The organism is Cryobacterium sp. MDB1-18-1 (assembly GCF_004402735.1).
Classification (GTDB): domain Bacteria; phylum Actinomycetota; class Actinomycetes; order Actinomycetales; family Microbacteriaceae; genus Cryobacterium; species Cryobacterium glucosi.
The window spans coordinates 1-23083 of sequence record NZ_SOFR01000072.1 but is presented as its reverse complement, the minus strand read 5'-3'; the positions used below and the strand labels follow the sequence as shown (position 1 = coordinate 23083).

At 68.3% G+C, this 23083-nt stretch carries 18 protein-coding genes and 1 pseudogene; 11 read left to right on the top strand and 8 right to left on the bottom strand.

Annotated elements, in window-relative coordinates; translation table 11 throughout:
- Positions 1–128 precede the first annotated feature (128 nt).
- Entirely contained in the window at positions 129–1790 is a 1662-nt protein-coding gene (locus tag E3O50_RS16875; protein WP_134558721.1) for an HNH endonuclease signature motif containing protein, read from the top strand.
- Between the two features lie 46 nt (positions 1791–1836).
- On the opposite strand, the gene E3O50_RS16870 is transcribed toward E3O50_RS16875, so the two are convergent.
- Both E3O50_RS16870 and E3O50_RS16865 read right to left on the bottom strand, forming a co-directional pair.
- On the bottom strand, positions 1837–2817 hold the full coding sequence (locus E3O50_RS16870; protein ID WP_134558720.1) for a hypothetical protein: 981 nt from the start codon (positions 2815–2817) through the stop codon (positions 1837–1839).
- A 326-nt stretch (positions 2818–3143) separates the two neighbouring features.
- Positions 3144–3311, bottom strand: coding sequence for a hypothetical protein (locus E3O50_RS16865; protein ID WP_134447189.1), 168 nt, complete (start codon positions 3309–3311; stop codon positions 3144–3146).
- Between the two features lie 166 nt (positions 3312–3477).
- Between E3O50_RS16865 and E3O50_RS16860 the strand changes: the two genes are divergently transcribed.
- The gene (locus E3O50_RS16860) at positions 3478–6015 is read left to right on the top strand and encodes an FAD-dependent oxidoreductase (protein ID WP_134558719.1); all 2538 of its coding nucleotides are present in this window, start codon (positions 3478–3480) and stop codon (positions 6013–6015) included.
- A 72-nt stretch (positions 6016–6087) separates the two neighbouring features.
- Here E3O50_RS16860 and E3O50_RS16855 read toward each other — a convergent pair whose 3' ends face one another.
- A complete protein-coding gene (locus tag E3O50_RS16855; RefSeq protein WP_134447193.1) occupies positions 6088–8265 on the bottom strand; it encodes a glutamine synthetase III in 2178 nt (725 codons plus the stop codon).
- 203 nt (positions 8266–8468) lie between these two features.
- Here E3O50_RS16855 and E3O50_RS16850 point away from each other — a divergent pair, with 203 nt between their 5' ends.
- Positions 8469–10160: an ABC transporter ATP-binding protein gene (locus E3O50_RS16850; RefSeq protein ID WP_134558718.1), complete on the top strand. Its 1692-nt coding sequence runs from the start codon at positions 8469–8471 to the stop codon at positions 10158–10160.
- 70 nt (positions 10161–10230) lie between these two features.
- Here the strand turns inward: E3O50_RS16850 and E3O50_RS16845 are convergent, their stop codons facing one another.
- The 4 genes from E3O50_RS16845 to E3O50_RS16830 form a co-directional block, all read right to left on the bottom strand.
- Positions 10231–11106, bottom strand: coding sequence for an ABC transporter permease (locus E3O50_RS16845; RefSeq protein WP_134558717.1), 876 nt, complete (start codon positions 11104–11106; stop codon positions 10231–10233).
- Positions 11103–12116, bottom strand: a complete 1014-nt coding sequence (locus E3O50_RS16840; RefSeq protein ID WP_134558716.1) for an ABC transporter permease — start codon at positions 12114–12116, stop codon at positions 11103–11105. The genes E3O50_RS16845 and E3O50_RS16840 overlap by 4 nt, the downstream gene beginning before the upstream one ends.
- Before the next feature lie 109 nt (positions 12117–12225).
- On the bottom strand, positions 12226–13854 hold the full coding sequence (locus E3O50_RS16835; protein WP_134558715.1) for an ABC transporter substrate-binding protein: 1629 nt from the start codon (positions 13852–13854) through the stop codon (positions 12226–12228).
- A gap of 128 nt (positions 13855–13982) precedes the next feature.
- Positions 13983–15236: an aminotransferase class III-fold pyridoxal phosphate-dependent enzyme gene (locus E3O50_RS16830; RefSeq protein ID WP_174774600.1), complete on the bottom strand. Its 1254-nt coding sequence runs from the start codon at positions 15234–15236 to the stop codon at positions 13983–13985.
- A 169-nt stretch (positions 15237–15405) separates the two neighbouring features.
- Between E3O50_RS16830 and E3O50_RS16825 the strand changes: the two genes are divergently transcribed.
- The 8 genes and pseudogenes from E3O50_RS16825 (at position 15406) to E3O50_RS16795 (ending at position 21929) form a co-directional block, all read left to right on the top strand.
- Positions 15406–15996, top strand: a complete 591-nt coding sequence (locus E3O50_RS16825; protein ID WP_134447203.1) for a TetR/AcrR family transcriptional regulator — start codon at positions 15406–15408, stop codon at positions 15994–15996.
- 76 nt (positions 15997–16072) lie between these two features.
- Positions 16073–16258: pseudogene (locus E3O50_RS19935) on the top strand (aldo/keto reductase); the annotation flags it as partial.
- Positions 16259–16401: 143 nt separating this feature from the next.
- The gene (locus E3O50_RS19860; protein ID WP_277870839.1) at positions 16402–16905 is read left to right on the top strand and encodes an aldo/keto reductase; all 504 of its coding nucleotides are present in this window, start codon (positions 16402–16404) and stop codon (positions 16903–16905) included.
- Positions 16902–18131 carry a multidrug effflux MFS transporter gene (locus E3O50_RS16815; RefSeq protein WP_134558714.1) on the top strand — a complete coding sequence of 410 codons (1230 nt, stop codon included), beginning with the start codon at positions 16902–16904 and terminating at the stop codon, positions 18129–18131. Before E3O50_RS19860 ends, E3O50_RS16815 begins: the two co-directional genes overlap by 4 nt.
- Before the next feature lie 55 nt (positions 18132–18186).
- On the top strand, positions 18187–19434 hold the full coding sequence (locus tag E3O50_RS16810; RefSeq protein ID WP_241975308.1) for a glycosyltransferase: 1248 nt from the start codon (positions 18187–18189) through the stop codon (positions 19432–19434).
- Entirely contained in the window at positions 19431–20168 is a 738-nt protein-coding gene (locus E3O50_RS16805) for a PIG-L family deacetylase (RefSeq protein ID WP_134558713.1), read from the top strand. The genes E3O50_RS16810 and E3O50_RS16805 overlap by 4 nt, the downstream gene beginning before the upstream one ends.
- Before the next feature lie 67 nt (positions 20169–20235).
- Positions 20236–20613, top strand: a complete 378-nt coding sequence (locus E3O50_RS16800; RefSeq protein ID WP_134558712.1) for a YciI family protein — start codon at positions 20236–20238, stop codon at positions 20611–20613.
- On the top strand, positions 20610–21929 hold the full coding sequence (locus E3O50_RS16795) for a DUF6596 domain-containing protein (RefSeq protein WP_174774599.1): 1320 nt from the start codon (positions 20610–20612) through the stop codon (positions 21927–21929). The genes E3O50_RS16800 and E3O50_RS16795 overlap by 4 nt, the downstream gene beginning before the upstream one ends.
- Positions 21930–21966: 37 nt before the next feature.
- Here E3O50_RS16795 and E3O50_RS16790 read toward each other — a convergent pair.
- A partial coding sequence (locus E3O50_RS16790; protein ID WP_134558711.1) for a hybrid sensor histidine kinase/response regulator occupies positions 21967–23083 on the bottom strand: 1117 nt, incomplete at its 5' end.

The window sequence follows — 23083 nt, the reverse complement described above, 5'->3', positions numbered from 1 at the left end:
TCCCGGCCACTCAGGAGACTCTCGAATTTGCGCTCAGCATCATATTTAAGTCTGAAAATTAAAGCTCGATAGCCCAAATAAAGTGAGCAGATCTCGCATTAGTGTTCGATTCGGGGTAGAATCGGGGTATGGCAGGAGCTTCGGATCCCCAGTCACACGCCCCGCAGACACCCGGTTCCGGGGCTGCGGGCGATCAGCCCACCGTTGGTGTCGAGTCGGCCCATCCGGTCGCGGTTGCCGAGGGGTTCGAGGGCGCGGAGGGTTTGGCCGGGTCGGTGCCGTCGGTGCATGCGGATGCTGTCGCCCGGCTCGCCGAGGCGCAGGCGGTTCTCGCCGACGCCCTGGCGGCGATCCCGGTGGGGCTGCTCAGTGACACAGAAGCGGTGACGGCGCTGAGCACCGTGGAGGCGATCGGTCGGACGGTGGATGCGGCCCGGGTGAGCACCGCGACGGATGTGGACCGGCGGGCCCGGGTCCTCGGCCGGGAGGGCCTGGCGTGGAAGATGGGCTGCACGGGCCCGTGGGATGTCGTCACCCGGGTGACGCGGGTGTCGGCCCGGGAGGTGAAGCGGCGCACGAAGCTCGGCGATGCGGTGTTGCCGCGGCCGTGTGGCGGCAGTGCCTGGTTGCCGCCCTTGTTCCCCACCGTCGGGGCAGCGCTGACGGCGGGGCAGATCGGGGTGGAGACGGCGGAGTTGATCGTGGCGGGGTTGCAGGTGATCAGTCACCGGGTGGCGCCGGATGACCTGTTGACGGCGGAGCGGGCCCTGGTCGCGTCTGCGGCCGGGCTGATCACCCGGGAGACGGAGGATTTGGCCGGGGCGGGTGTGCCGGTGACGACGGACCTGATCCGGGGCATGGTCGCGCAGTGGCAGGCGGCCCTGGACCCCGACGGGGTCCTCCCGACCGAGGACCTGTTCGAGGCGAAGTCGAACATCGGCTTCGGCCAACTCAAGAACGGGTTGTATCCGGTGAAGGGTGGGGTGACACCGGAACTGTTCGGGGTGATGAACACCCTCTTCGACGCCTTCCTCAGCTTCCACGCCCGCCCGGCGTTCCCCACCGCCGAGGAACAGGCGCTGATGGATTCGGGGCAGCTGATCCCCGGCGCCGAGACCGCGGACGGCGGCGCCGACACGGGCCCGGATCTGGACGTGATCGAAGCAGAGCTCCGGGAGCGCCGCGCCGACACCCGCACCAGCGGGGAGAAACGCGCCGACATCCTCCGGGCCCTGTTCGAACACGCCGCCCGCGACACGGACACCCCGTCGATGGGCGGGTCAGCCCCGACGGTAATGGTGCACGTGAACGCTGCGGACCTCGCCTCCGGGGTCGGGGTGGGGTGGATCGACGGCGTCGAGGCCCCCGTGTCTTTGAAGACGGTGCACCAGCGCATCTGTGACGGCGGCTTCCAAGGGGTCCTCTTCGGGGTGAACAACGAGGTCCTCAAGCTCGGGCCGGAGCGGCGCTATTTCAACCGGTCGCAGCGCCGGGCGATCACCGCCCGGGACGGCGGCTGCATCATCCCCGGCTGCAAGGCGCCGGCGCACTGGGCCGAAGTACACCATGTGAAGCCCTGGGCGAAGGACGGGCCCACGACCGTCGACAACGGTGTCCTACTGTGCTGGTTCCATCACCACAGCATCGACACCTCCGGGTGGGAGATCCGAATGGTGAAAGGCTCACCACAAGTCCGGGCCCCTGGGCTGATCGACCCGCTACGACTCTGGCGGCCACCGAACCGGCACCGCGCCCACCAGGTCCTCACCGGACCACCCAACCGCGACTGAACACGTGATTCACCGGACCGTTCTGGCTCGCCTCCGCTCTATCCGTTCACGCGGCGTTGAGAGCGTTGACGAGAGCCGGGATCGCTGGAGTCAACTGGTCCAGATCCGACTTTGTCGAGGCATTCGTCGAAAGTCGCAGCCAGTTGACTCCGTCGAATGCGTCGAAGGTATAGCCGCCAGCCTCATTCGGAATCCGAGTCACAAGGTCAACCCCGGGGATTGACACGGTCTCGGCCCCGGTCTCCCGCGCGACATCCTCCTGCGCCCAGGATCCGCCCGGTAACAGGATGATACTGAAGGATTCAATCTGGCCAGCCGGAGCCGGCGACTGTGACCAGCTGCACGCGAATACGCCTGCGCTCCCGAGGGCCGCGTAACGTCCCTCGGCGGCTTCGCCGCTGGCAGTGTCAGCAGAAGAGACAGTGAGTCCGGGACTGGAAATGGCGTCCGTGACGTGTGCAGTATCCGACAGTGCGGCGCAATCCTCGCGTTTCCAGGCGCCACTCGGAGTGACGACGGCTACAGGCGTGCCCGCGGCCCGTGCGCGACCCGAGAACGTGGTGAGGAGCGTTGCAACTGCGGTCCGGGTGTCGTCATTGATCGTTCCGACCGCCGTGTAGACGACGGCGCTGAGCCAGTAACCACCATCGGTGGCACTGACCCGGCAGGACCCGGACTGCGCAGGGTCGACCACGTCGGCTCCATAGCAGTAGACCTCATCCGCGTGAACGGTCGTCACCGAGGCAGCAGCCAAAACGACGGCACTGAAGTACGCGCCCGTGAGGCTCTCATTTTCGGACCAGAGGCAGTCGATACCACCGCGTGCGGGCACCGCTGCCCAGGAGGGATCCAACACAAGCGAGACGGCCCTGGCCCTCTCCGAACTCGTCACGACCGCGCCAACGGCCGCGCTGACTTCGTCGACGGTGAAGAGTGCGTCGCACGTGCCGCCGAAGACACCGACCGGTCGGGTCTGCCCGGCGGGCACTGTTGTGGAAGCGGTCGGCGTCGGAGTCGTGGTTGACATTTCAGTGACCGGAGCAGCGCCCGGCGCGGTTGGCCCAGGCCCCGCACAGCCGGAAAGCAGAACCAGCACTGTCAAAGCCACGGCACACGCAGCGGAACCTGTTAGAGCACGCATGGCCATCCCCCAATGTTTGTGGCACCACCGTGCCCCCGCTTCTCCGCGGTCCTATTCTGGACCCTAATCGCTGCAGGGCGACAAAGGATACCGAGGTCAGCGGAAAGAATCAGGTGCTGACCTCCGGTGATCGGGTGATGTGCGACGGCAGGCAGGAGGGAGACGCAGGCGCGCTTCCGCTGTCAGGCGTGTGCCGAACTCAGGGGCACAGATCAGCGGCCCGCGAAGAGCCGGGACAGGAAGCCACCGGACGCCTGTTCGTTCTCGTGCCCGGGGCAGCGCTGCGACTTCGGCACTCCGCGCATGACCTGGTCGACATGTTGGCCACAGCCGGCCCAGGTGGTCTTCCCGCAGGTCTTACAGGTCTTGGCGTGGCACATCGGCAGCTCCTTCGTGGGTGAAAGCACTCACTATACCCCCATGGGTATTGAGAGTGCACGGTCCGCGGTATCCCGCGGGTGTAGTGTCAGAATCAGTCCCCCAATTACCCACGGGGGTATATGCCGGGTCGACCAAATCGCTGTCCCGGCCGACGAAAGGCACCCCATGAAGATCGTTGTCGTAGGCGGGGTCGCAGCCGGCGCATCCGTCGCCGCCCGCGCCCGCCGTTTGGACGAGTTCGCTGAGATCGTCGTGCTCGAGCGCGGTCATCACGTCTCGTTTGCGAATTGCGGTCTGCCGTACCATGTGGGCGAAGTGATTGCTGATCGCAGCCGCCTGCTCCTGCAAACGCCGGAAAGTCTGCGCGAATCCCTCGACATCGACGTGCGGGTCGGACACGAGGTGCTGCGAATCGACCGTGCCGCGAAGACCGTCACCGTCCGCGAGGTCGACGGCGGCCGCAGCTACGAGGAACCTTATGACGAACTGGCGCTCTGCACGGGCGCCGAACCACTCCGCCCTCCCCTGCCGGGGATAGACCTGCCCGGCGTGCACGTGCTGCGCCGGATCGGCGACATGGACGCCATCAAGGCCCAACTGGATGCCGCGATCACCCTCGCCGCGACGGGCGCCCGCGGACCCGTGCGCACCGTCGTGATCGGCGCGGGTTACATCGGCCTCGAAATGGCCGAGAACCTCAAGCACCGCGGCGCCCTCGTCGACGTCGTCGAGATGAGCGACCAGATCCTGCCGCCCCTCGACCACGAGATGTCCGTCCCCGTCGAACACCACCTCCGCAGTCGCGGCATCACCCTGCACCTGTCGACTGCGGCCGCCGCATTCGCGGCCCGCCCCGACGGCGGTCTCAACGTCGAGCTCACGGACTCGACCGTCCTGGCGGCCGACCTGGTGATCCTCTCCGCCGGGGTGCGCCCGAACACCACGCTCGCGAAGGCGGCCGGGCTCGAGCTCGGCGCCCGCGGCGGGATCACGGTGGACACGCACATGCGCACCTCCGACCCGCACATCTGGGCGGCAGGCGACTCCGTCGAAACGCCGCACACCGTGCTGCCGGGGCGCTGGCTGGCCCCGCTCGCCGGACCCGCGAACCGCGAAGCCCGGGTCGCCGCCGAGAACATCTGCGGCCGAAACACCGAATACCGCTCAACCCAGGGCACCTCGATCGTGAAGATCTTCGACATGGTCGCCGGCGGAACGGGCGCCACCGAACGGCAACTCCTCGCCGCCGAGGTCCCGTACCGGGCCGTGCACGTGCACCCCTCCGGCCACGCCGGCTACTACCCCGGCACCGCGATGATGCAGCTCAAGGTCCTCTTCGCCCCCGACACCGGGCGCATCCTCGGCGCGCAGGCCGCCGGCTTCGACGGCGTCGACAAGCGCCTCGACGTGCTCGCGACCGCCCTCCGCGGTGGCCAGACCGTCTACGACCTCGAGGAGCTCGAGCTCGCGTACGCTCCCCCGTTCGGTTCCGCGAAGGACCCGGTGAACATGGCCGGCTTCGTCGCGAGCAACGTGCTCCGCGGCGACCTCACCCTCTGGTACGCCCAGGACTACCCGGAAGCGACTGCCGGGGCTCGGCTCATCGACGTGCGCACCCCGGAGGAATTCTCGATCTGGCACCTGCCGGGCGCCGAGAACGTGCCGCTCGGAAGCATCCGCCTCGAATGCGAGCTCTGGGACCGCACCGGGCCGCTGCGCCTGTACTGCGCGGTCGGGTTCCGCAGTTACCTCGCCTACCGCGCGCTCGTGCAACGCGGGTTCACGGATGTCGCCACTCTCTCCGGCGGGTCGGACACCTTCCGGTCGTGGCACGAGGTCGAGCCCGAAAGCGACGAACCCCCGCTGCCGATGACCACCTACGCCGAAGCAGCCGAGTTCACGGCCGCTGCAACGAAGGCCGCCGCGCAGGCCGCCCTGCTCGCCAACGGCACCGGCGTGCAGGTCGACCTGGACTGCTCCGGACTCGCCTGCCCAGGCCCGATCATGAAGCTATCCGAGAAGATGAAGACACTGGATGCCGGCGACGAGGTTGTCGTGCACGTGTCCGACCCCGGGTTCGCCAGTGACGCTCCGGCCTGGGCCAGGCGGAACGGACACGAGCTCGTCGCCATTTCGCCGGAGGGCCCTGGCTACGTCGCGACCATGCGGAAGGGCGGGGCCGCTCTGGCGACCCGGCCTGCGGCATCCGTCGGCATCGTGAGCTCGCCGACACCCAACAAGACCTCCTTCGTGGTGTTCTCCGGCGACCTCGACAAGGTGCTGGCCGCCTTCATCATCGCCAACGGGGCGATCGCGATGGGCGAAGAGGTCTCGATGTTCTTCACGTTCTGGGGGCTCAACTCCCTGCGCCGCACGGACCCGCCCAAGCGGGAACGCAAACTGATGGACAAGATGTTCGCCACCATGATGCCCTCGAGCGCGGGCAGCATGCCGCTGTCGCAGATGAATATGCTCGGTGCCGGTGCGGCACTGATCAAGAAGGTCATGCGGGACAACTCGGTCTCGTCGCTGCCCGATCTCATCACGTCCGCGCAGGCCGGCGGGGCGCGCCTGATCGCGTGCACGATGACGATGGACCTGCTCGGGATCGCTCCGACCGACCTGATGGACGGCGTCGAACTCGGCGGCGTCGCGACCTTCCTCGGGGAGGCGGCCGAGTCGACGACGACGCTGTTCATCTGATCGGGTCAGAACGCGCATCCGCCCGGCCAGCAGAAACAGGCTGACCGGGCGGAGGACGTACGTGCTCTGCGGTTACAGGATGAAGAGCATCTCCTGGTAGGTCGGGAGCGGCCACAGGTCGTCCGCGACGATCTCTTCGAGGGCATCTGCGGCGGCGCGGACCGCGGACATCGCCGGAAGCAGCGCGTCGCGAGCGTGCTCGGCCTCGCCGAGTGCGGTCTCTTCCGATCCGCCGGCCAGCGCGTCCCGGAGCACGGCGAGCGCGGACCGGAGCTTGGTGATCGGGGCGGACACCTCGCTCAGTGCGGCGTGGTCGGGTTCAACGCCGGCGGCCGTGAGGGCGCCGATGTTGATCGCGAGTTCGGTCTGGTGACGCACGGCGGCGGGGAGGATGACCGTCGCCCCCATCTCGAGCGTGAGGCGCGCCTCGACACCGATGGTGAGAGCGTACTGTTCGAGGCCGATCTCATAACGGCTGTGCATCTCGCGGTGGTTGAAGACCCTGTACTTGTCGAACAGGTCCATTGCCGACTCGGTGATGAGTTCGGGCAGCGCGTCGAGGGTCGTGCGCAGGTTTGCGAGCCCGCGCTTCTCCGCCTCGATCGGCCAGGCATCGGAGTACCCGTCGCCGTTGAACACGACGGCGCCGTGGTCGGTGATGATCTGGGTGAGCAGGCTCTGCACGGCCGTGTCGAAGTCAGTGCCACCGGCGACGGCGGCCTCGAGCTCGGTCGCCGCGTAATCGAGCGACTCGGCCATGATCGTGTTGATCGTCACCATCGGGCCGGCGACGGTCTGCATCGAACCGGGGGCACGGAACTCGAACCGGTTCCCGGTGAACGCGAACGGGCTCGTACGGTTGCGGTCGCCCGGGTCGGTCGGCAGCACCGGGAGCGTGTCGACGCCGATCACCATCGAGCCCTTGTCCTTGGACGAGGTTGCCGGGCCCTGGGCGATCTGCTCGAAGACGTCGGCGAGCTGGTCGCCGAGGAAGATCGAGATGATCGCCGGCGGGGCCTCGTTGGCGCCGAGGCGGTGGTCGTTGGTCGCGGAGGCGACCGAGGCGCGGAGAAGTCCGGCGTACTTGTGCACCGCGCGGATGACGGCGGCGCAGAACACCAGGAACTGGGCGTTGTCGTGCGGGTTGTCTCCCGGGACGAGAAGGCTGCCGAGCTCGTTGTTGCCGAGCGAGAAGTTGACGTGCTTGCCCGAGCCGTTGACGCCCTGGAAGGGCTTCTCGTGGAACAGGCAGGCCATCCCGTGCTTCTTGGCGACGGACTTGAAAGTCGTCATGAGCAGCTGCTGGTGGTCGGCGGCGATGTTTCCGCGCTCGAACATCGGCGCGATCTCGAACTGGCCGGGGGCGACCTCGTTGTGCCGGGTCTTCGCGGGGATCCCGAGCTTGAAGAGCTCCCGCTCGGTGTCCATCATGAAGCCGAGCACCCGCTCGGGGATGGCGCCGAAGTAGTGGTCGTCGAACTCCTGGCCCTTGGGCGGCTTCGCGCCGAACAGGGTACGGCCGGAGTTGAGCAGGTCGGGGCGGGCGAGGAAGAAGTGCCGGTCGACGAGGAAGTACTCCTGCTCGGGGCCGCAGAACGAGACGACGCGGGCAGGATCGGTGTGCCCGAAGAGGCGCAGGATGCGTTCGGCATGTTCGCCCATCGCCTGCTGCGAGCGCAGCAGCGGGGTCTTGTGGTCGAGCGCTTCGCCGGTCATCGAGACGAAGACCGTCGGGATGCAGAGGGTGTTGCCGTTCGGGTTCTCGAGCACGTATGCCGGGCTCGTCACGTCCCAGCCGGTGTACCCGCGAGCCTCGAAGGTGTTGCGCAGGCCGCCGTTGGGGAAGCTCGATGCGTCGGGCTCGCCCTGCACGAGGGTCTTGCCCGCGAATTCGGCGAGCGCCGTGCCATCGCCGACGGGCTCGAAGAAGCTGTCGTGCTTCTCCGCTGTCAGCCCGGTGAGCGGGTAGAAGACGTGGGCGTAATGGGTCGCACCCTTTTCGAGCGCCCAGTCCTTCATCGCGGATGCGACGGCATCCGCTACGAGCGGATCGAGCCTGGCGCCGTTTTCGATCGTCGCCATCACGGACTTATAGACGGATTTCGGCAACCGCTTCTGCATGACGACCTTGTTGAAGACGTTTTCGCCGAAGATCTCTCCCGGCGTCTCAGTCGCTGTATAGCTCGGGGCCGGAGGAACATAAGCCCTTACATCCCTGATCGCTTGACGGCGGGCGCTGTTTCCACTCATGAATACCCCTTTGCTACGGCATGCTGCTCCGCGACTAGGTGCGGATTCGGATGCGCCTAAATCTAGGGAGGTCGCGTGGCGAGGATGTTTCCGATGAATGACGGTTTCAGTCACCAGAACCCCGCGCCGGCCTCTCTTCCAGATTAAACCTGTCCGAAACACTGCATTGACTCGCCGAAACGCGACGCGTTTATGTTGGACGCATGTCCGATAAAACTGCCACGGCGACTGCAGCCCCGGAAACCGCCATCGGGCGGCCGCTGCTCTCGATCCAGAACCTGTCCATCTCCTTCCGGACCGCCCAGGGGGTGTTCACCGCGGTCTCCGACGCGAACCTCGAGCTGTCCGCACGGTCCACGCTCGCCGTCGTCGGCGAGTCGGGCTCGGGCAAGTCGACGATGTCCGCGGCGATCAACCGCCTGCTCGCCCCGAACGCGACCATCACCTCCGGGAAAATCCTCTTCAACGGCGTCGACCTCGCCCACGCCTCCGAGGCGCAGATGGCCGGGGTGCGCGGGGCCGGCATCGGCCTCGTGCCGCAGGACCCGATGTCGAACCTCGACCCGGTCTACCGGATCGGCCACCAGATCACCGAGGCCCTCGAGGCGCATGGCGCAACGCCTTCCGCCGCACGCATCCGGGCGATCGAGCTGCTCAGGATGGTCGGAATCCCCGAGCCCGAACGCCGCTTCCGGCAGTTCCCGCACGAATTCAGCGGCGGCATGCGTCAGCGCGTGCTCATTGCGATCGGGCTCGCCTGCCGCCCACAGCTCCTCATTGCTGATGAGCCGACGAGTGCCCTCGACGTCACCGTGCAGCGGCAGGTCCTCGACCAGCTCTCGGCACTGACGGAGGAAATGGGCACAGCGCTCTTCATGATCACGCACGACCTCGCCCTCGCGGCCGAGCGCGCCGACGAGGTGCTCGTCATGTTCCGTGGCAGCATCGTCGAGCATGGCCCGGCACGCCAGATCCTGGAGGATCCCCAGCACGAATACACGAAGCGCCTGCTCCTGGCGGCGCCGAGCCTCGCCGTGCGCCGCGGGGAGACGCGGGCGGCGACGCCCTACGCGACGCATCAGGCCGCAGGAACGGGCCATGTCGATAACATCATCGAGCTCTCCGAGGTACGCAAGGAGTTCGTCGTGCGCAGCGGGTTCCTGTCGCGCCCGCAGCGGTTCGTCGCCCTCGCCGGCTCGACCTTCAGCATCCCCCGCGGCAGCACCGTCGCGATCGTCGGCGAGTCCGGCTCGGGTAAGTCGACGACGACGAGACTCGTGCTCGGGCTCGACGCACCGACCTCCGGGTCGATCACCTTCGAAGGCGCCGAGACAAGCGGCTTCACGAAGAAGGAACTCCTCGACTTCCGTCGCCGGGTCCAGCCGGTGTTCCAGAACCCGTTCGCCTCGCTCGACGCACTCTTCACGGTCGGCGCGACCATCGTCGAACCCCTCGTCGTCCACGGTTGGGGCACGAAGGAATCCCGGGCTGTCCGGCTGCTCGAACTACTCGACGCGGTCGCCCTCCCCGCAGAGACCGCAGACCGCTACCCGCACGAACTCTCCGGTGGCCAGCGCCAGCGCGTCGCCATCGCACGCGCGCTCGCGCTGCGGCCGGAACTCATCGTGCTCGACGAGGCGGTGTCCGCCCTCGATGTTCTCGTGCAGGCGCAGATCCTCGACCTGCTGATGCGACTCCAGCATGAATTCGGCCTGAGCTACCTGTTCATCAGCCACGACCTCGCCGTCGTGCGGCAGATCAGCGACTTCGTGCACGTGATGCGGAACGGCGTCATCGTGGAGAGCGGCACCCCGGAGGAGATCTTCGACTCGCCCCGGGAGTCGTACACGCGGGAGCTGCTCGCCGCGATCCCCGGCGCCCGCATCGCGAGCTGACCCCCGCCGGACCAACGAAGCGGCGCCCGGACACAGTCCGGGCGCCGCTTCCTGTTGTGCTGCCGGCGACTCAGCGGCGGGTGGCCTTCACGTCGAGGGCGTCCCGCAGGCCGTCGCCGATGAAGTTGATCGCGAGCACGATCGTGAGCATCGCGAACCCGGGGGCCGCGGCGATCCACGGCTGATAGAAGTTCTTGGCGCCGTCAGTGATCATCGCACCCCACTCCGGCGTGGGCGGCAGGGCGCCGAGGCCGAGGAAACTCAGCGAGGCGACCAGCAGGATGACCTGGCCGAGGTCCATGGTCGCGTTGACCAGGATCGGCGTCAGCGACTGCGGCACGATGTGCCGGAACAGGATCCGTGGACCGCTCGCCCCGATCGCCACGGCCGATTCGACGTGCTCCCGCTGCTTGATCGAGAGCACCTGACCGCGCATCAGCCAGGCATAGATCGGCCACCAGACGATCACGATCGCTATCAACGCGTTGTTCAGGCCGGGGCCGAGCGAGGCGGCGACCGCCATCGCGAGCAGGATCGCGGGGAACGCCATCGTCATGTCCGCGATACGCATGATCACGGCATCCACCCAGCCGCCGAAGTAGCCGGCCACGGCGCCGAGCACGCTGCCGATCGTCACCGAGACGACGATCGCGACCGCGGCGATCGGGAGCGAATAGCGGGCACCGTAGAGGGTGCGGCTGAAAACGTCGCGACCGAGCGCATCCGTGCCGAACCAGTGCGTCCCGCTGGGCGCGAGCAGCCGTTCGCCCACCTGTTTGATCGGGTCGTACGGCGCGATCCACTGCACGCCGACGGCGGCGACGATCCAGAAGGCGAGCACGACGTAGCCGAAGATCATCGGTGGGCGCAGCCAGGCGGATGCCGACCCGCGCTTCCACAGGTCGCGGGCGTTTCCGGCCAGGCTGGGCAACGAGATCGCGGTCATGCGAGCCTCACTCTCGGGTCGACGACGGCGTACACGATGTCGGTGGCCAGGCTGGCCAGGAGGAAGATGGCACCGCCGACGAGGGTGACCCCGTTGATGGCGGGGTAGTCGAGGGTGCGGGTGGCGCCGACGGCGTACGAGCCGATCCCGTTCCAGGAGAAGATCTGCTCCACGAGCACGGCACCGGTGAGCAGCGCGCCGAACGCGAAGCCGACGATGGTGACGACCGGGGTGAGCGAGTTGCGCAGCACATGATGCCGCATTACGAACCCGTCACTGAGGCCCTTCGCGCGCACGGTGCGCACGTAGTCCGCGTGCATCTCATCGAGCATCGAGGCGCGGACCAGCCTGCTGATCGTGCCGACCAGCCCCCAGCCCAGGATGAACGCCGGGAGGATCAGGTGGCTGACCGCGTCGAGGAAGAGCGGAATATTGCCGGCGAGCAGTGAGTCCACCGTGTAGAAGCCCGTGACGTTCGCGGGAGGTTCGATCCTGGCCGAAAGCCGGCCGGGGCCGGGGAGAACGCCGAGCTGGGCGTAGAAGACGAAGAGGAAGACGAGGCCGGTCCAGAAGACCGGGAGGGACGATCCGAGCAGGGAGAAGAACCGGCTCAGGTGGTCGGCGAAGCGGTCCTTCCGGCTCGCCGAGATCACGCCGAGGGCGATGCCACCGAGTGTGCCGATCAGGAGGGCGACGATCGTGAGCTCCATCGTGGCCGGAAGACGGCTGAGCAGGTCGCTCGTCACGCTCGATTTGGTACTGAAGGAGGTGCCGAGGTCGCCCTGGAAAAGGTGACCGAGATAGTTCAGGTACTGCGTGAAGAGGTCCTGGTCGAGGCCCCAGCGCGCCTTGGCGGCGGCGACGATCTCGGGATTGTTGAGGTTGCGTTCGCCGACGAGCGAGGCGATCGGATTCGCCGGCAACAGCCGCGAGATCACGAAAGCGATCGTCACGATGCCGAGCAGGAGCAGCGGCAGGATGGCGATCCGTTTGAGGATGAAGCGAAGCATCTGGAACTCCGTAAAGTGCGGGGCGACGGTACAGTGCGGGGCGACGGTACAGGGAGACAGTGCGGGGCGTGGACCGGGTCCGCGCCCCGCACTGTCGCTGGGCGGTGGCTTACTTCGTGAGCCCGAGCGCCCCGAGGTCGACGTTGCAGCACGGGCTGTACGTCACCCCCGTGATGTCGCTCGCGTGGGCCATGATCAACTGCGGATTGACGATCGGCAGGATATTGACGTCGTCGGCCATCAGTTGGGCGAGCGCCTGGTAGCTCGCCGTGCGCTCCGCTCCGGTCTGGGCGAGCGCAGTCGTGAGCCCGTCGACCTCGGCCTGGTTGACCGTCTTGCCGGCCAGAGAGGCGAAGTTGGCGACGTATCCGCCGTTCGGGATCAGGCCGAAGTACTGCACGTACTGGCTCGAGTCCGTGTGGTCAGGGGCGAAGTACACGGCCGTGATCGGGGTTCCTTTGCCGCCGATGACGTCGGCCCACTGGCTGAAGTCGACCGGCGTCAGTTCGAGCGTGATGCCGACCGAAGCGAGGTTCTGCTGGATGGCCTGCATCTGCAGGTCGAGGTCGACGCCGTATGCAACGATCTTCGGGTACGTCGAGCTGATCGTGAAGCCGTCCGGGTAGCCGGCCTCTGCGAGCAGCGCCTTCGCCTTCGTGACGTCGTAGCTCGGCAGGGCGACCTTCTCACTGCCCTCGAAGCCGTTCGGGATCGGAGAGCCCTGCAGCTTCCCGTAGCCTGCGACGAGGGTCTTGACGATGTTGTCGTAGTCGATGGCGTCCTTGATCGCCTCCCGCACCCGGACATCGGCGAGGGGAGCCCCGCCCTCTGCACCTGGCATCAGGGCGATGTATGTGTAGTTGAACGAATCGACGGCCGCCGTCGTGACCGTCGGGGTGTTCTTGAGCTGGTCCAGGGCGTCTGGGCTGATCTGCATGGCGATGTCGACGTCACCTTGCTGAAGCTGCTGGAGCTGCGAGCTCGAGTCGGTGACCTCCTTGAGCGTCACGGTGTCGAAGGTCGGCTTGGTGCGCCAGTAGTTCGGGTTCGCCGTGAGCTTCACGGCACTGTTGGCCGTGTAGCTGTCGAGGATGTACGGGCCGCTTCCCGCGGAGTTGGAGAGGAACCAGTCTTCTGCGGTGTCCGCAGTCGACGCGTCGGCCGCGGCGGATGCACCGTGCTCGCTGGCGACGTCACTGTTCACGATGCCCAGGTACGACGCCGCGACGATCGCGAGGAACGCGGAGTTCGGCGCCGCGAAGTTGACGACCACGGTCTTCGCGTCGGGGGTGTCGATCGAGGACATGCCCGCGAGCAGGTAGGAGGCGCTGCCCTTGATGTTGGCGAGGCGCTCCAGGCTCCACTTGACGTCCTTCGGCTCGACGGGCGAGGCGTCCGAGAAGGTCGCCGCTGGGTCGAGTCCGAAGGTGAACTGGGTGTTGTCGGCGTTCGCGGTGAAGGTCGAGGCCAGCCCGGGCTGAAGGGTCTTCGAGTCCTCTGGACTCACGATCACGAGCCGGTCGTAGAGTGCCGTGAAGACGATCTGGCAGGTGTCGCAGTAGCCGCGGTCGGGGTCGAGGGTCGTCAGGTCCATCGCCCTCGCGATCACGAGATCGTGTTTCGCGACAGCCGTCGTGGCCGCTCCGACGCTGCAGCCGGTCAGCAGCAGGGTTGCGGTCGCGGCCATCGCGACGAGGGAGCGCCATTTGAAGCGGGTGGAGCGTTGTTTCGTGTGCACGTGAGTCTCCTCTGTTGGTTGCGGACCCGGCCGTCCCGCCGGTTCTCAAGGTGGCTGCAGCGTCGGAGCCTGGGTGCTGATGGTGGAAGGGTGGCGATGGTGGCAGATGAACGGGTCAGTCGAACGGGTCAGCCGAATAGGGCGCGCGTCTCGGCGAACGCGTCGTCGGTGCGCTCGAGCGCCCACGCGACATCCGTTTCGGTGTGCGCGGTGGAGAGGAACCAGTTGTGCGCGGGGTGCAGCAGCACGCCGCGCCGGACCGCCGCGTCGGTGAAGGCCGCGGCTGTCGCGAGGCTTTCGTCGTCCTCGAAGCGCAGGAACGGCATCACGGGCGGCCCGCTCTGGAAGACCGTGAAGCCGTGCGCGGCGGCCTGGCTCTGAAGTCCGTCGCGCAGGAGCTGGCCGACCCGGTTCATCTGGGCGGGGGTGTCGGTCGCCTTGAGCAGGCCGATGTTGGCGATCGCGGCCGCCATCGCTGCACCCGCGTACCAGAACGATCCGGTCGCGAAGATGTCGGCGGCCGACTGCCGGAGCGAGTCGATGCCGACGACCGACGAAATCGCGTAGCCGTTCGCCATTGCCTTGCTGAAGGCGGTGAGGTCTGGATCGATGCCGAGCGGTTCCCACGCGCCGCCGGTGTGCAGCCGGAAGCCGGTGCGGACCTCGTCCATGATCAGCACGGCGCCGATCCGGTCGGCCAGCGCCCGCACTCCCCTGGCGAAGGCCGGGTCGACGATGTACTGGTCTGTGGAGCCGGGGGCGTCGTGCCGGAATGGAGAGAGGATGATCGCCGCGGCATCACCGCCGGCTTCGGCTGCGGCAGCCTCGAGCGAGGCGAGGTCGTTGAACTCGAAGTCGATGATGTTTGCGCGGTCCTCCGGCGTGCTGCCGAGCGGGTTCGGATTGAACCAGGCATTCGCGCCGTGGTAGGCCGTGCCGCCCTTGAGCAGCTTCTTCCGACCCGTCGCCGCCCGGGCGATCGTGACCGCGAGACTCGTGGCGTCGGTGCCGTTCTTGGCGAACATGGCCCAGTCGGCGTGTGCGACGGTGTCGACCATCAGTTCGGCGAGCTCGACCATGCGTGCGGTCGGGCCACCGAGGGCGTCGCCGCGCGTCTGCTGGGCCAGCGCTGCCGCGTCGACGACCGGGTTCGCGTAGCCGGAGATCATCGGGCCGAAGGAACACATGAAGTCGAGATATTCGTTTCCGTCGACGTCCCAGAGGCGGTTGCCCTTGCCCTCCGCATAGAACTGGGGGAACCCCGACGGCATCAGGGTCACGTTCATGTGCCCGTACATCCCGCTTGGGATGACCTTCCCCGCGCGGGCTCGCAGGGCGGCGTCAAGGGGCAGTTCGATCTGTTGTGGTGCTGTGATGGTCATCCCTGGCTCACTTCCTCGTCTGTGCTGTCCTCACAGTTTTTATGACACGCGTCCGAAATAAGTTTCTGCCCTGTTACAAGCGAGTAAATTAACTCATGCGTCCAAAAACCGGGGACTCGCCGATGGGTTCCCGCAGTCGACTGGGGCGAACGAGGAAGAGACACAACACATGCCGAAGATTGTCGACCACGAGGAGCGGCGCGCTGAGGTGCTCGAGGCCACCTGGCGGGTCATCGCGACCCGCGGACTTGACGCGGCCACGGTGCGCCAGATCGCGAAGGAAGCCGGCGTTTCGAGCGGCGTGCTCGCCCACTATTTCGCAGACAAGGACGACATCCTCGTTCAGGCCCACCGCCTGGCCTATGACCGGGTCTTCCGCCGCGTCGAGGAGAAGATCGGCCGGTCAACCGGGATCGAGGCACTCAGGGCCACGCTGTATGAGACGCTGCCGATGGACGAGAACCGGCGGATCGAGGCCGTCATCGACATCAGCTACATCGGCAGGGCGCTCAACGATCCCCGCCTCAAGCTGGTCCGGCAGGAGTCCGCGCAGGTCGCTCGGGACTGGTGGCTCGGGGTGCTGACGTCGACCGCGGCGGGCGGGCACCTGGCCGTCGACACGAATCTCGGACTGCTCGTCGACCAGATCCTGGTGTTCATCGACGGGATCTCGCTGCAGTCGGTACTGTTCCCCGACCTGATGACTCCGGAGCTTCAGAAGCAGCTCGCCGACGACCTGATTGCCCGCATCCGGGCCTGAGCCCACGCGGCAAGACGCTAGGCTCGCGTTATATTGGACGCTCGTCCGATAATAATGCGACCGAACGGAGCGCCCCATGCCGCCGACCCGACTCCCCAGGATCACTCTCAATACCGGGGCGACGACCCCGCAACTCGGTTTCGGCGTCTTCGCCATGGACGACGAGGCGACCGCTCGTGCGGTCGAAGCGGCCATCGCCGCCGGGTACCGCTCGATCGACACGGCCGCCGTCTATCTCAACGAGCGCGGCGTCGGTATCGGCATCCGCCGGAGCGGTATTCCCCGCGGGGAGCTCTTCGTCACGACGAAACTCTGGAACACGCACCACCTGACCGCGGGCGAGGAAGCCAGGAAGCCAGGAACAGCCTCGATCGCCTCGGACTCGACTACGTCGACCTGTATCTGGTGCACTGGCCGGTGTCCTCCGGCGGAACGCACCTGCGGGCCTGGGACGGCCTCGAAGACGTCAACCGCTCCGGTGCCGCGCGGTCGATCGGCGTCTCCAACTTCTCGCGGGAGCAGGTCGAGGAGGTGATCGCGCTCGGCGGGACGGTCCCGAGCGTGAACCAGATCGAACTGCACCCCCTGCACTCACAACCGGAGCTGCGCGCCTTCCACGCCGAGCGAGGCATCGTGACCCAGGCCTGGTCGCCGCTCGGCCGCGGCCTCGCCCTCGGCACATCCGAGATCGCCTCGATCGCGCGGGCGCACGGGGTCACGGAGGCGCAGGCGATCCTGCGCTGGCACCTGCAGCTCGGTACCGTTCCCCTGCCCAAGTCGGCGTCCGCCAGCCGGATCAGGGAGAACATCGACATCCTCGGCTTCGAACTCGACGCAGAAGACATGGCGACCATCGACTCTCTCTCGGTCGGCCGTCGCGTCGACGAGTCGTACTACGAGTGGGCATGACCGCGTCCGCGCACCCGGGCGAACTGCTCAGCCGGGGTCACCGCCTGCGGTACGTGTTCATCCTCGGCGCCCTGACCGCGCTCGGGCCGTTCACGATCGACCTGTACCTGCCCGCCTTCCCCGCGGTCGCGGCGGCACTGCACACCTCCGAGTCGGCCGTGCAGATCACCCTCGCGGCCACGACCATCGGCCTCGCCGTCGGCCAGCTCGTTGTCGGCCCCTGGAGCGACGTCATCGGTCGGCGCCGGCCGCTCATCGTCGCGACCCTCGTCCACGTCCTCGCGTCTCTTGCCTGCGCGTTCGCCCCGAACGTCGAGGCGCTGACGGCCTTCCGGTTCCTGATGGGCGCGGCGGCGGCGGCCGGCGGCGTCGTGTCGCTCGCGCTCGTGCGTGACCTCTTCTCCGGAATCCCGATGCTCAGGATGCTGTCCCGGCTCGGCATGGTCAACGGGCTCGCCCCGATCGTCGCGCCGATCCTGGGTTCGCAGTTGCTGCAGTGGATCGACTGGCGGGGTATTTTTGTGGTGCTCGCCGCATACGGTGCGGTGATCGCCCTCGCTTCGGTGATCGGCATCCGGGAAACCCTGCCGATCGAGAACCGGATCCAGTCGGGCATCCGTGCGCTGCCGGGTCGGATGGGCAGGCTGCTCCGGGACCGCCGCTACCTCGGACTCGCCCTGGTCGGCGGTTTCGTCTGGGGAGGCGAGTTCGCCTACCTCGCCGGTTCACCGTTTCTGTTCCAGGGCGTCTACGCGTTCTCGGTCGCGCAGTACGGGCTGTTGTTCTCGGTGAACGCCCTCGGCTTCGTGCTCGGCACCCAGCTCGGGGCGCGCCTTGCCGGCAGGCTGGCCCCGCAGTGGCTACTGGTCCTCAGCACGACCGTGCTCGTGGTGTCCGCCCTGGTGATCTGCACCGCAGCCGTCTGGGGCTGGGGGCTTCCGCTCGTCGTCATCCCGCTCTGGTTCTCGATCATGGCCGTGGGGGTCTGCATTCCCTGCGTGCAGGGCCTCGCCCTCGCACCCCACGGGGCGGAGTCCGGACTCGCGGCGTCGCTGCTCGGCGCGATGAACTTCACCGTCGCGGGAATCGTCACTCCGCTGGTCGGGGTGTTCATCACCGGTGACGCATTCGGAATGGGAGCGGTCATGCTCGCCTGCGCCGTCTTCGCGAGCGCGGCCCTGTGGTGGCTCGTGCGGCCGCGATCTGTGCCGGCCCTCGCCCGCTGACCCATTCGACGGAGTTCGGCAGGGCGGGTTCAGGCGACTGCGTTAAGATTCACGGGTGTCCCCCGCAGCCTCCCGCCTCCGCATCGCCCTCGTCTCCCTGCACACCTCGCCGGGTGACGAGCCTGGATCCGGGGACGCCGGCGGCATGAACGTCGTGGTGCGCCAGCAAGCGGAGGCCATGGCCGCTGCCGGCCACACCGTCGACATCGTGACCCGCCGGTCCTCGGCCACACTTCCCGACGCCGTCGTCCTCGCACCGCGCCTCACCCTCCGCTTCCTTCAGGCCGGGCCGGCGAAACCCATCAGCAAGGGGGCGCACGAGGCGGTCATCGACGAATTCCGGGTCGGCCTGGCCGCCCTCGGCGACTACGACGTGATCCACTCGCACCACTGGTTCTCCGGCATGGCCGCGCTCCCGCTCGCCCAGGGCCGCGGCATCCCGCACGTGCAGAGCTTCCACAGCATCGCCGCAGACCCCTCGACGCCGCTCTCGGCCGGCGAACGGCCGGAGTCACCGGGGCGGATGCGCGGCGAAGCCTGGCTCGCCCGCGAATCCGACGCCCTCGTCGCGATCAGCAACGCCGAGGCCGACACGATCGTGACCAGGCTCGGCGGCTCGCCCGAGCGGATCTTCGTGGTCTCCCCCGGGGTCGACGCCGAGCTCTTCCACCCGGCGCCGGGCATCCGCACTGCCGAGCAGGACCCCGGCTACGCGATCGTCGCCGCCCGCCTGCAGCCGCTCAAGGGACTCGACCTCGCGGTCGAGGCGATAGCGGCGGTCCCTGCGGCACTCCGGCCGGAGCTCATCATCGCGGGCGACGCCTCCGGCGACTTCGACGGCTATATCGATGGCCTCCGTGACCTCGCCGAACGGAACGGGATCGCCGACACCGTACGATTCCTCGGCCCGCAGACCCGCGCCGATCTCGCGGCGCTGTTCCGCGACGCCAGGGTCGTGTTGATCCCCTCCCACTCGGAGACTTTCGGCCTGGTCGCCCTCGAGGCGGCAGCGAGCGGAGTGCCCGTCGTCGCCTCCGCGTCAGGGGGCCTCCGCGAAGCCGTGCTCGACGGCGACACCGGGATCGTGCTCGGCTCCCGCGACCCGCAGGCCTGGGGCGCGGCGATCACGACCCTGCTCGGCGATCCCGACCTCGCCCGCCGGCTGTCCGTCGACGCCCGCGCCCGCGCCGAACGCCTCGACTGGCCGCGCAGCGCGCGGGGTCTTCTGGACGTGTACCGGGGCTTGCTCGAGCCGTGCTCCGCGGACGAGTACGACGACCGACGCGGGCTGCGGATCGCGTGAGCATCCTCGACGGCCTCCCGGTCGTCCTGCTCGTGCACGCGCACCCCGACGACGAAACCCTCACCACCGGAGCCCTCGCAGCAGAACTCGTCGCGCGCGGCACCCGGGTGTCGCTCCTGACCGCCTCCCGTGGCGAGCGCGGCGAAGTCGTCGCCGGGCCGCTGTCCGGGCTCGAGGGCACCGCGGCGCTCGCACGCGTTCGCGAAGACGAGCTGGACAGGGCCACCCAGGTCCTCGGGATCGCCGACCGGTTCTGGCTCGGCCAGGCTCCCGCGCGCGCCGAAGGACGGCCGCCGCGCCGCTACCGTGACTCGGGCATGAGCTGGATCCGGGAGGGACTCGCCGGTCCGGCCGCCGACGCCGACGCCGATGCCCTCTATGTCGCTCCCCTCGACGAGGTCACGGCCGATGTCGTGGCGCTCATCGGGCACGTGCGGCCCGCCCTCGTGATCAGCTACGACCACGGCGGCGGTTACGGCCACCCCGACCACGTGCGCATGCACGAGGCGGCCCGTGCGGCATGCCTCGCCGGGCAGACCCCCTTCGCCGAGATCGTGCTCGAACCGGCAGCGGATGCCGAATGGCTCGACCTCGAGGCCCGTCGCGCCGTGACGACGGCCGCCCTGCGCTGCTACCGGAGCCAGCTCACGGTCACCGGCGACGGCCTGCATCTTGTGCATTCCGGTGGCCAGCATGAGGCGATCACGACGTCGATCGGGTTGCGCGCCCGCTGAGGTGTCGATTCGGGGCGTGCTCGCTCGTCATTGTGGTGTCAGTATCACAACGACGAAGGGAAGTCTGATGCGTTACTCATTGCTCGTGATCAGCCAGGAAGCCGAAGACGCCAACATCAGCGACGAGATGATGGAATGGGGACGCGCGGCCTTCGATGCCTATGGGAAGTCGCTCGACGCCGCAGGGGTACTCATCTCGGCCGACATCCTGCAGCCCGTGTCCGCGTCGACGACCGTCACCGTGCGCGACAGCGCGCTCCGGGTGCAGGACGGCCCGTTCGCGGACACCAAGGAGCGCCTCAACGGCACCTTCGTGATCGAGGTGCCAGACCTCGATGCGGCAATCGCATGGGCCGAACAGTGCCCCGCCGCCCAGTACGGGGCTGTCGAGATCCGTCCGTCGGCAATCATCTTCCGGGACGGAGCATGGCGCGGCCAGGAATGACCGCAGCGGGCGCGCACGACGCAGCCGCCGCGGGCGCAGCCACGGACGCAGCCAGGGACGCGGCCAGGGCGCGGGCGGAATCCGTCGCCCGGGAGTCCTACGGCGGGCTGCTCGCGCTGCTCGCGGCGCCGGGCGGCGACATCCCGTCCGCCGAAGATGCCCTCGCGGATGCCTTCCTCGAGGCGCTGACCCGGTGGCCGGCGGCCGGCATTCCCGGCAACCCCGAGGGGTGGCTGCTCACGGTGGCGCGCAATCGTCTCCGCGACCGCTGGAAGTCCACCGCCGTGCGCCGGACCGTGCCGCTCGACCCGACCGTGCTGTTCGGACTCTCTGGGTCGCTCGATCCGCCCGCACCGCTCTCGCTCGACGACGTCGACCCCGATGAGATCCCCGACAAGCGCCTCGAACTGCTTTTCGTCTGCGCGCACCCGGCGATTGATCCCGGTATTCGCACGCCCCTGATGCTGCAGACGGTGCTCGGTTTCGACGCGGCCCGGATCGCGGTGGCCTTCTCGCTGCCCGAATCCACGATGGCGCAGCGCCTCGTGCGGGCGAAGCGGCGGATTCGGGACGCGCGGATCCCCTTCACCGTGCCGGGGCTGAGCGAACTCTCCGGGCGGCTCTCCGCGGTGCTCGAGGCGATCTACGGCGCCTATGCGATCGACTGGCAGGGTGTAGCCGGGCCGAGTGTGCGTGAGTCGCTTGCGGCGGAGTCGCTGTACCTCGCGACCGTGCTCGCGGCCCTGCTTCCGCGCGAGCCCGAGGTGCTCGGCCTTGCCGCGCTGCTGTCGTTCTCGCTGTCCCGGGCACCGGCACGCGCCGCACCGGACGGATCAACGATCGCCCTGGACGACCAGGATCCGGCCAGGTGGGATCGCGAGCTGATCCGGCAGGGGGAAATGCTGCTCCGGCGGGCCCACGGTTTCGACCGGATCGGACGATTCCAGGTGGAGGCGGCCATCGAGTCGGTGCACTGCGACCGGGCTCGCTCGGGCGAGACCGACCGGCCGGCGCTTCTGGCCCTCTACGGCGCGCTCGTGCGGATCGCGCCCACCCTCGGCGCCCGGGTGGCGCTCGCGGCGACCGTCGGCGCGGTCGAGGGACCAGCGGCCGGACTGGCCGCTCTCGATTCCGTCGCCGTGCTGCCGGGCGCCGATCGTTTCCAACCGGTCTGGGCGACCCGCGCACACCTGCTCGCCCAGGCCGGCCGGGTGAGGGATGCCCGGGTCGCCTACCAACGGGCGATCGCGCTGTGCGCCGACGCCGGCATCCGTTCGCGCCTGCAGGAGCAGTGCGCGCTGCTCGGCACGGCCTGATCGGCACGGCCTGATCGGCACGGGCTGACGGCTCGGCTCAGGCCGATTCCGGCTCGGGCTCTGGCTCACGGACGGGGTGCATGAACGGTTCAAGGGCCGAGAGCGTGCGGTCCATCGCCGTGCCGAGCCGGGCGGCCTGCCCCGCGGTGATCGGCTCCTGCCGCGTCGCCGCCGCCTCGATCTCGGCGCACACGGCGGCGAGGGCGCTCGCGCCGACCGTCGCGCTGCTCCCGCGGAGGCGGTGCGCCAGCTCCACCACGTGCTCGTGGTCGAGGGCTTCGATCCCGGCGCTGATCGCGCGCAGCCTGCTCTCGCCCTGGCCTGCGAAGCTCCGGAGCAGCCAGCCCTTGGTTTCCGCGCCGACGTCGTCGAGATAGCCGAGGACTTCGTAGTCGATAACGGCATCGTCAGGACGGGAAGCGATGGGGGCTGAATCCGGGCAGTCGCCGAGAACGGTTCCCGCCCCCGTCACCGTTGCCAGCGTCTCCGCGAGTTCGGCCGGCCGGATCGGCTTGGTGAGGTAGAGGTCCATGCCCGCCTCGAGGCACGCCTGCCTCGCCTCCGTGGTCGCACTCGCGGTGAGAGCGATGATCACGGGCTGGCGGATGCTGTCACCGAGACCCCGGATCCGGCGCGCGGCCTCGAGGCCGTCCATGACGGGCATGTGCACGTCCATCAGCACGACGTCGTACGCGACGGCTCCGACGGCCTGCACGGCCTCGAGCCCGTCGCTCACGGTGTCGACGCGGTGGCCGCCGCGCGCGAGCATCAACTGAGCGACCTTCTGGTTGATGACGTTGTCCTCGGCGAGCAGGATGCGCGGCCCCGGGGTGGGGGGAATCGGCGAGGATCGACCGGGCAGAGTGGACGGGTCTGCCGGCCCGGACCCCGGGCGTTCCCGCCCGGCACTCTCGTGGGTCGCGGCGTCATCCCGGCGTCGGCGCTCGGGGCGACCGCTGCTCAGCCAGTCGACGCCGGTCGCCGCTCGCCGCTCCGGGCGAGCGGCGAGCGGCCAGGCGATGGTGAATGCGAAGGTGGAGCCGACCCCGACGGTACTCGTCACCTCGATCCGGCCCCCCATGATCTCGACCAGGGCCTGACTGATCGCCAACCCCAGACCCGAACCGCCATACACCCGCGTCGTGGACGCATCC

What these genes read in the sequence shown, in the direction of transcription:
- E3O50_RS16865 (WP_134447189.1), bottom strand. Translation starts at nt 3,311, where the DNA reads ATGTGCCACGCCAAGACCTGTAAGACCTGCGGGAAGACCACCTGGGCC.
- E3O50_RS16875 (WP_134558721.1), top strand. Translation starts at nt 129, where the DNA reads ATGGCAGGAGCTTCGGATCCCCAGTCACACGCCCCGCAGACACCCGGT.
- E3O50_RS16870 (WP_134558720.1), bottom strand. Translation starts at nt 2,817, where the DNA reads ATGTCAACCACGACTCCGACGCCGACCGCTTCCACAACAGTGCCCGCC.
- E3O50_RS16795 (WP_174774599.1), top strand. Translation starts at nt 20,610, where the DNA reads ATGACCGCAGCGGGCGCGCACGACGCAGCCGCCGCGGGCGCAGCCACG.
- E3O50_RS16855 (WP_134447193.1), bottom strand. Translation starts at nt 8,265, where the DNA reads ATGAGTGGAAACAGCGCCCGCCGTCAAGCGATCAGGGATGTAAGGGCT.
- E3O50_RS16845 (WP_134558717.1), bottom strand. Translation starts at nt 11,106, where the DNA reads ATGACCGCGATCTCGTTGCCCAGCCTGGCCGGAAACGCCCGCGACCTG.
- E3O50_RS16815 (WP_134558714.1), top strand. Translation starts at nt 16,902, where the DNA reads ATGACCGCGTCCGCGCACCCGGGCGAACTGCTCAGCCGGGGTCACCGC.
- E3O50_RS16825 (WP_134447203.1), top strand. Translation starts at nt 15,406, where the DNA reads ATGCCGAAGATTGTCGACCACGAGGAGCGGCGCGCTGAGGTGCTCGAG.
- E3O50_RS16860 (WP_134558719.1), top strand. Translation starts at nt 3,478, where the DNA reads ATGAAGATCGTTGTCGTAGGCGGGGTCGCAGCCGGCGCATCCGTCGCC.
- E3O50_RS16840 (WP_134558716.1), bottom strand. Translation starts at nt 12,116, where the DNA reads ATGCTTCGCTTCATCCTCAAACGGATCGCCATCCTGCCGCTGCTCCTG.
- E3O50_RS16830 (WP_174774600.1), bottom strand. Translation starts at nt 15,236, where the DNA reads ATGACCATCACAGCACCACAACAGATCGAACTGCCCCTTGACGCCGCC.
- E3O50_RS16800 (WP_134558712.1), top strand. Translation starts at nt 20,236, where the DNA reads ATGCGTTACTCATTGCTCGTGATCAGCCAGGAAGCCGAAGACGCCAAC.
- E3O50_RS16850 (WP_134558718.1), top strand. Translation starts at nt 8,469, where the DNA reads ATGTCCGATAAAACTGCCACGGCGACTGCAGCCCCGGAAACCGCCATC.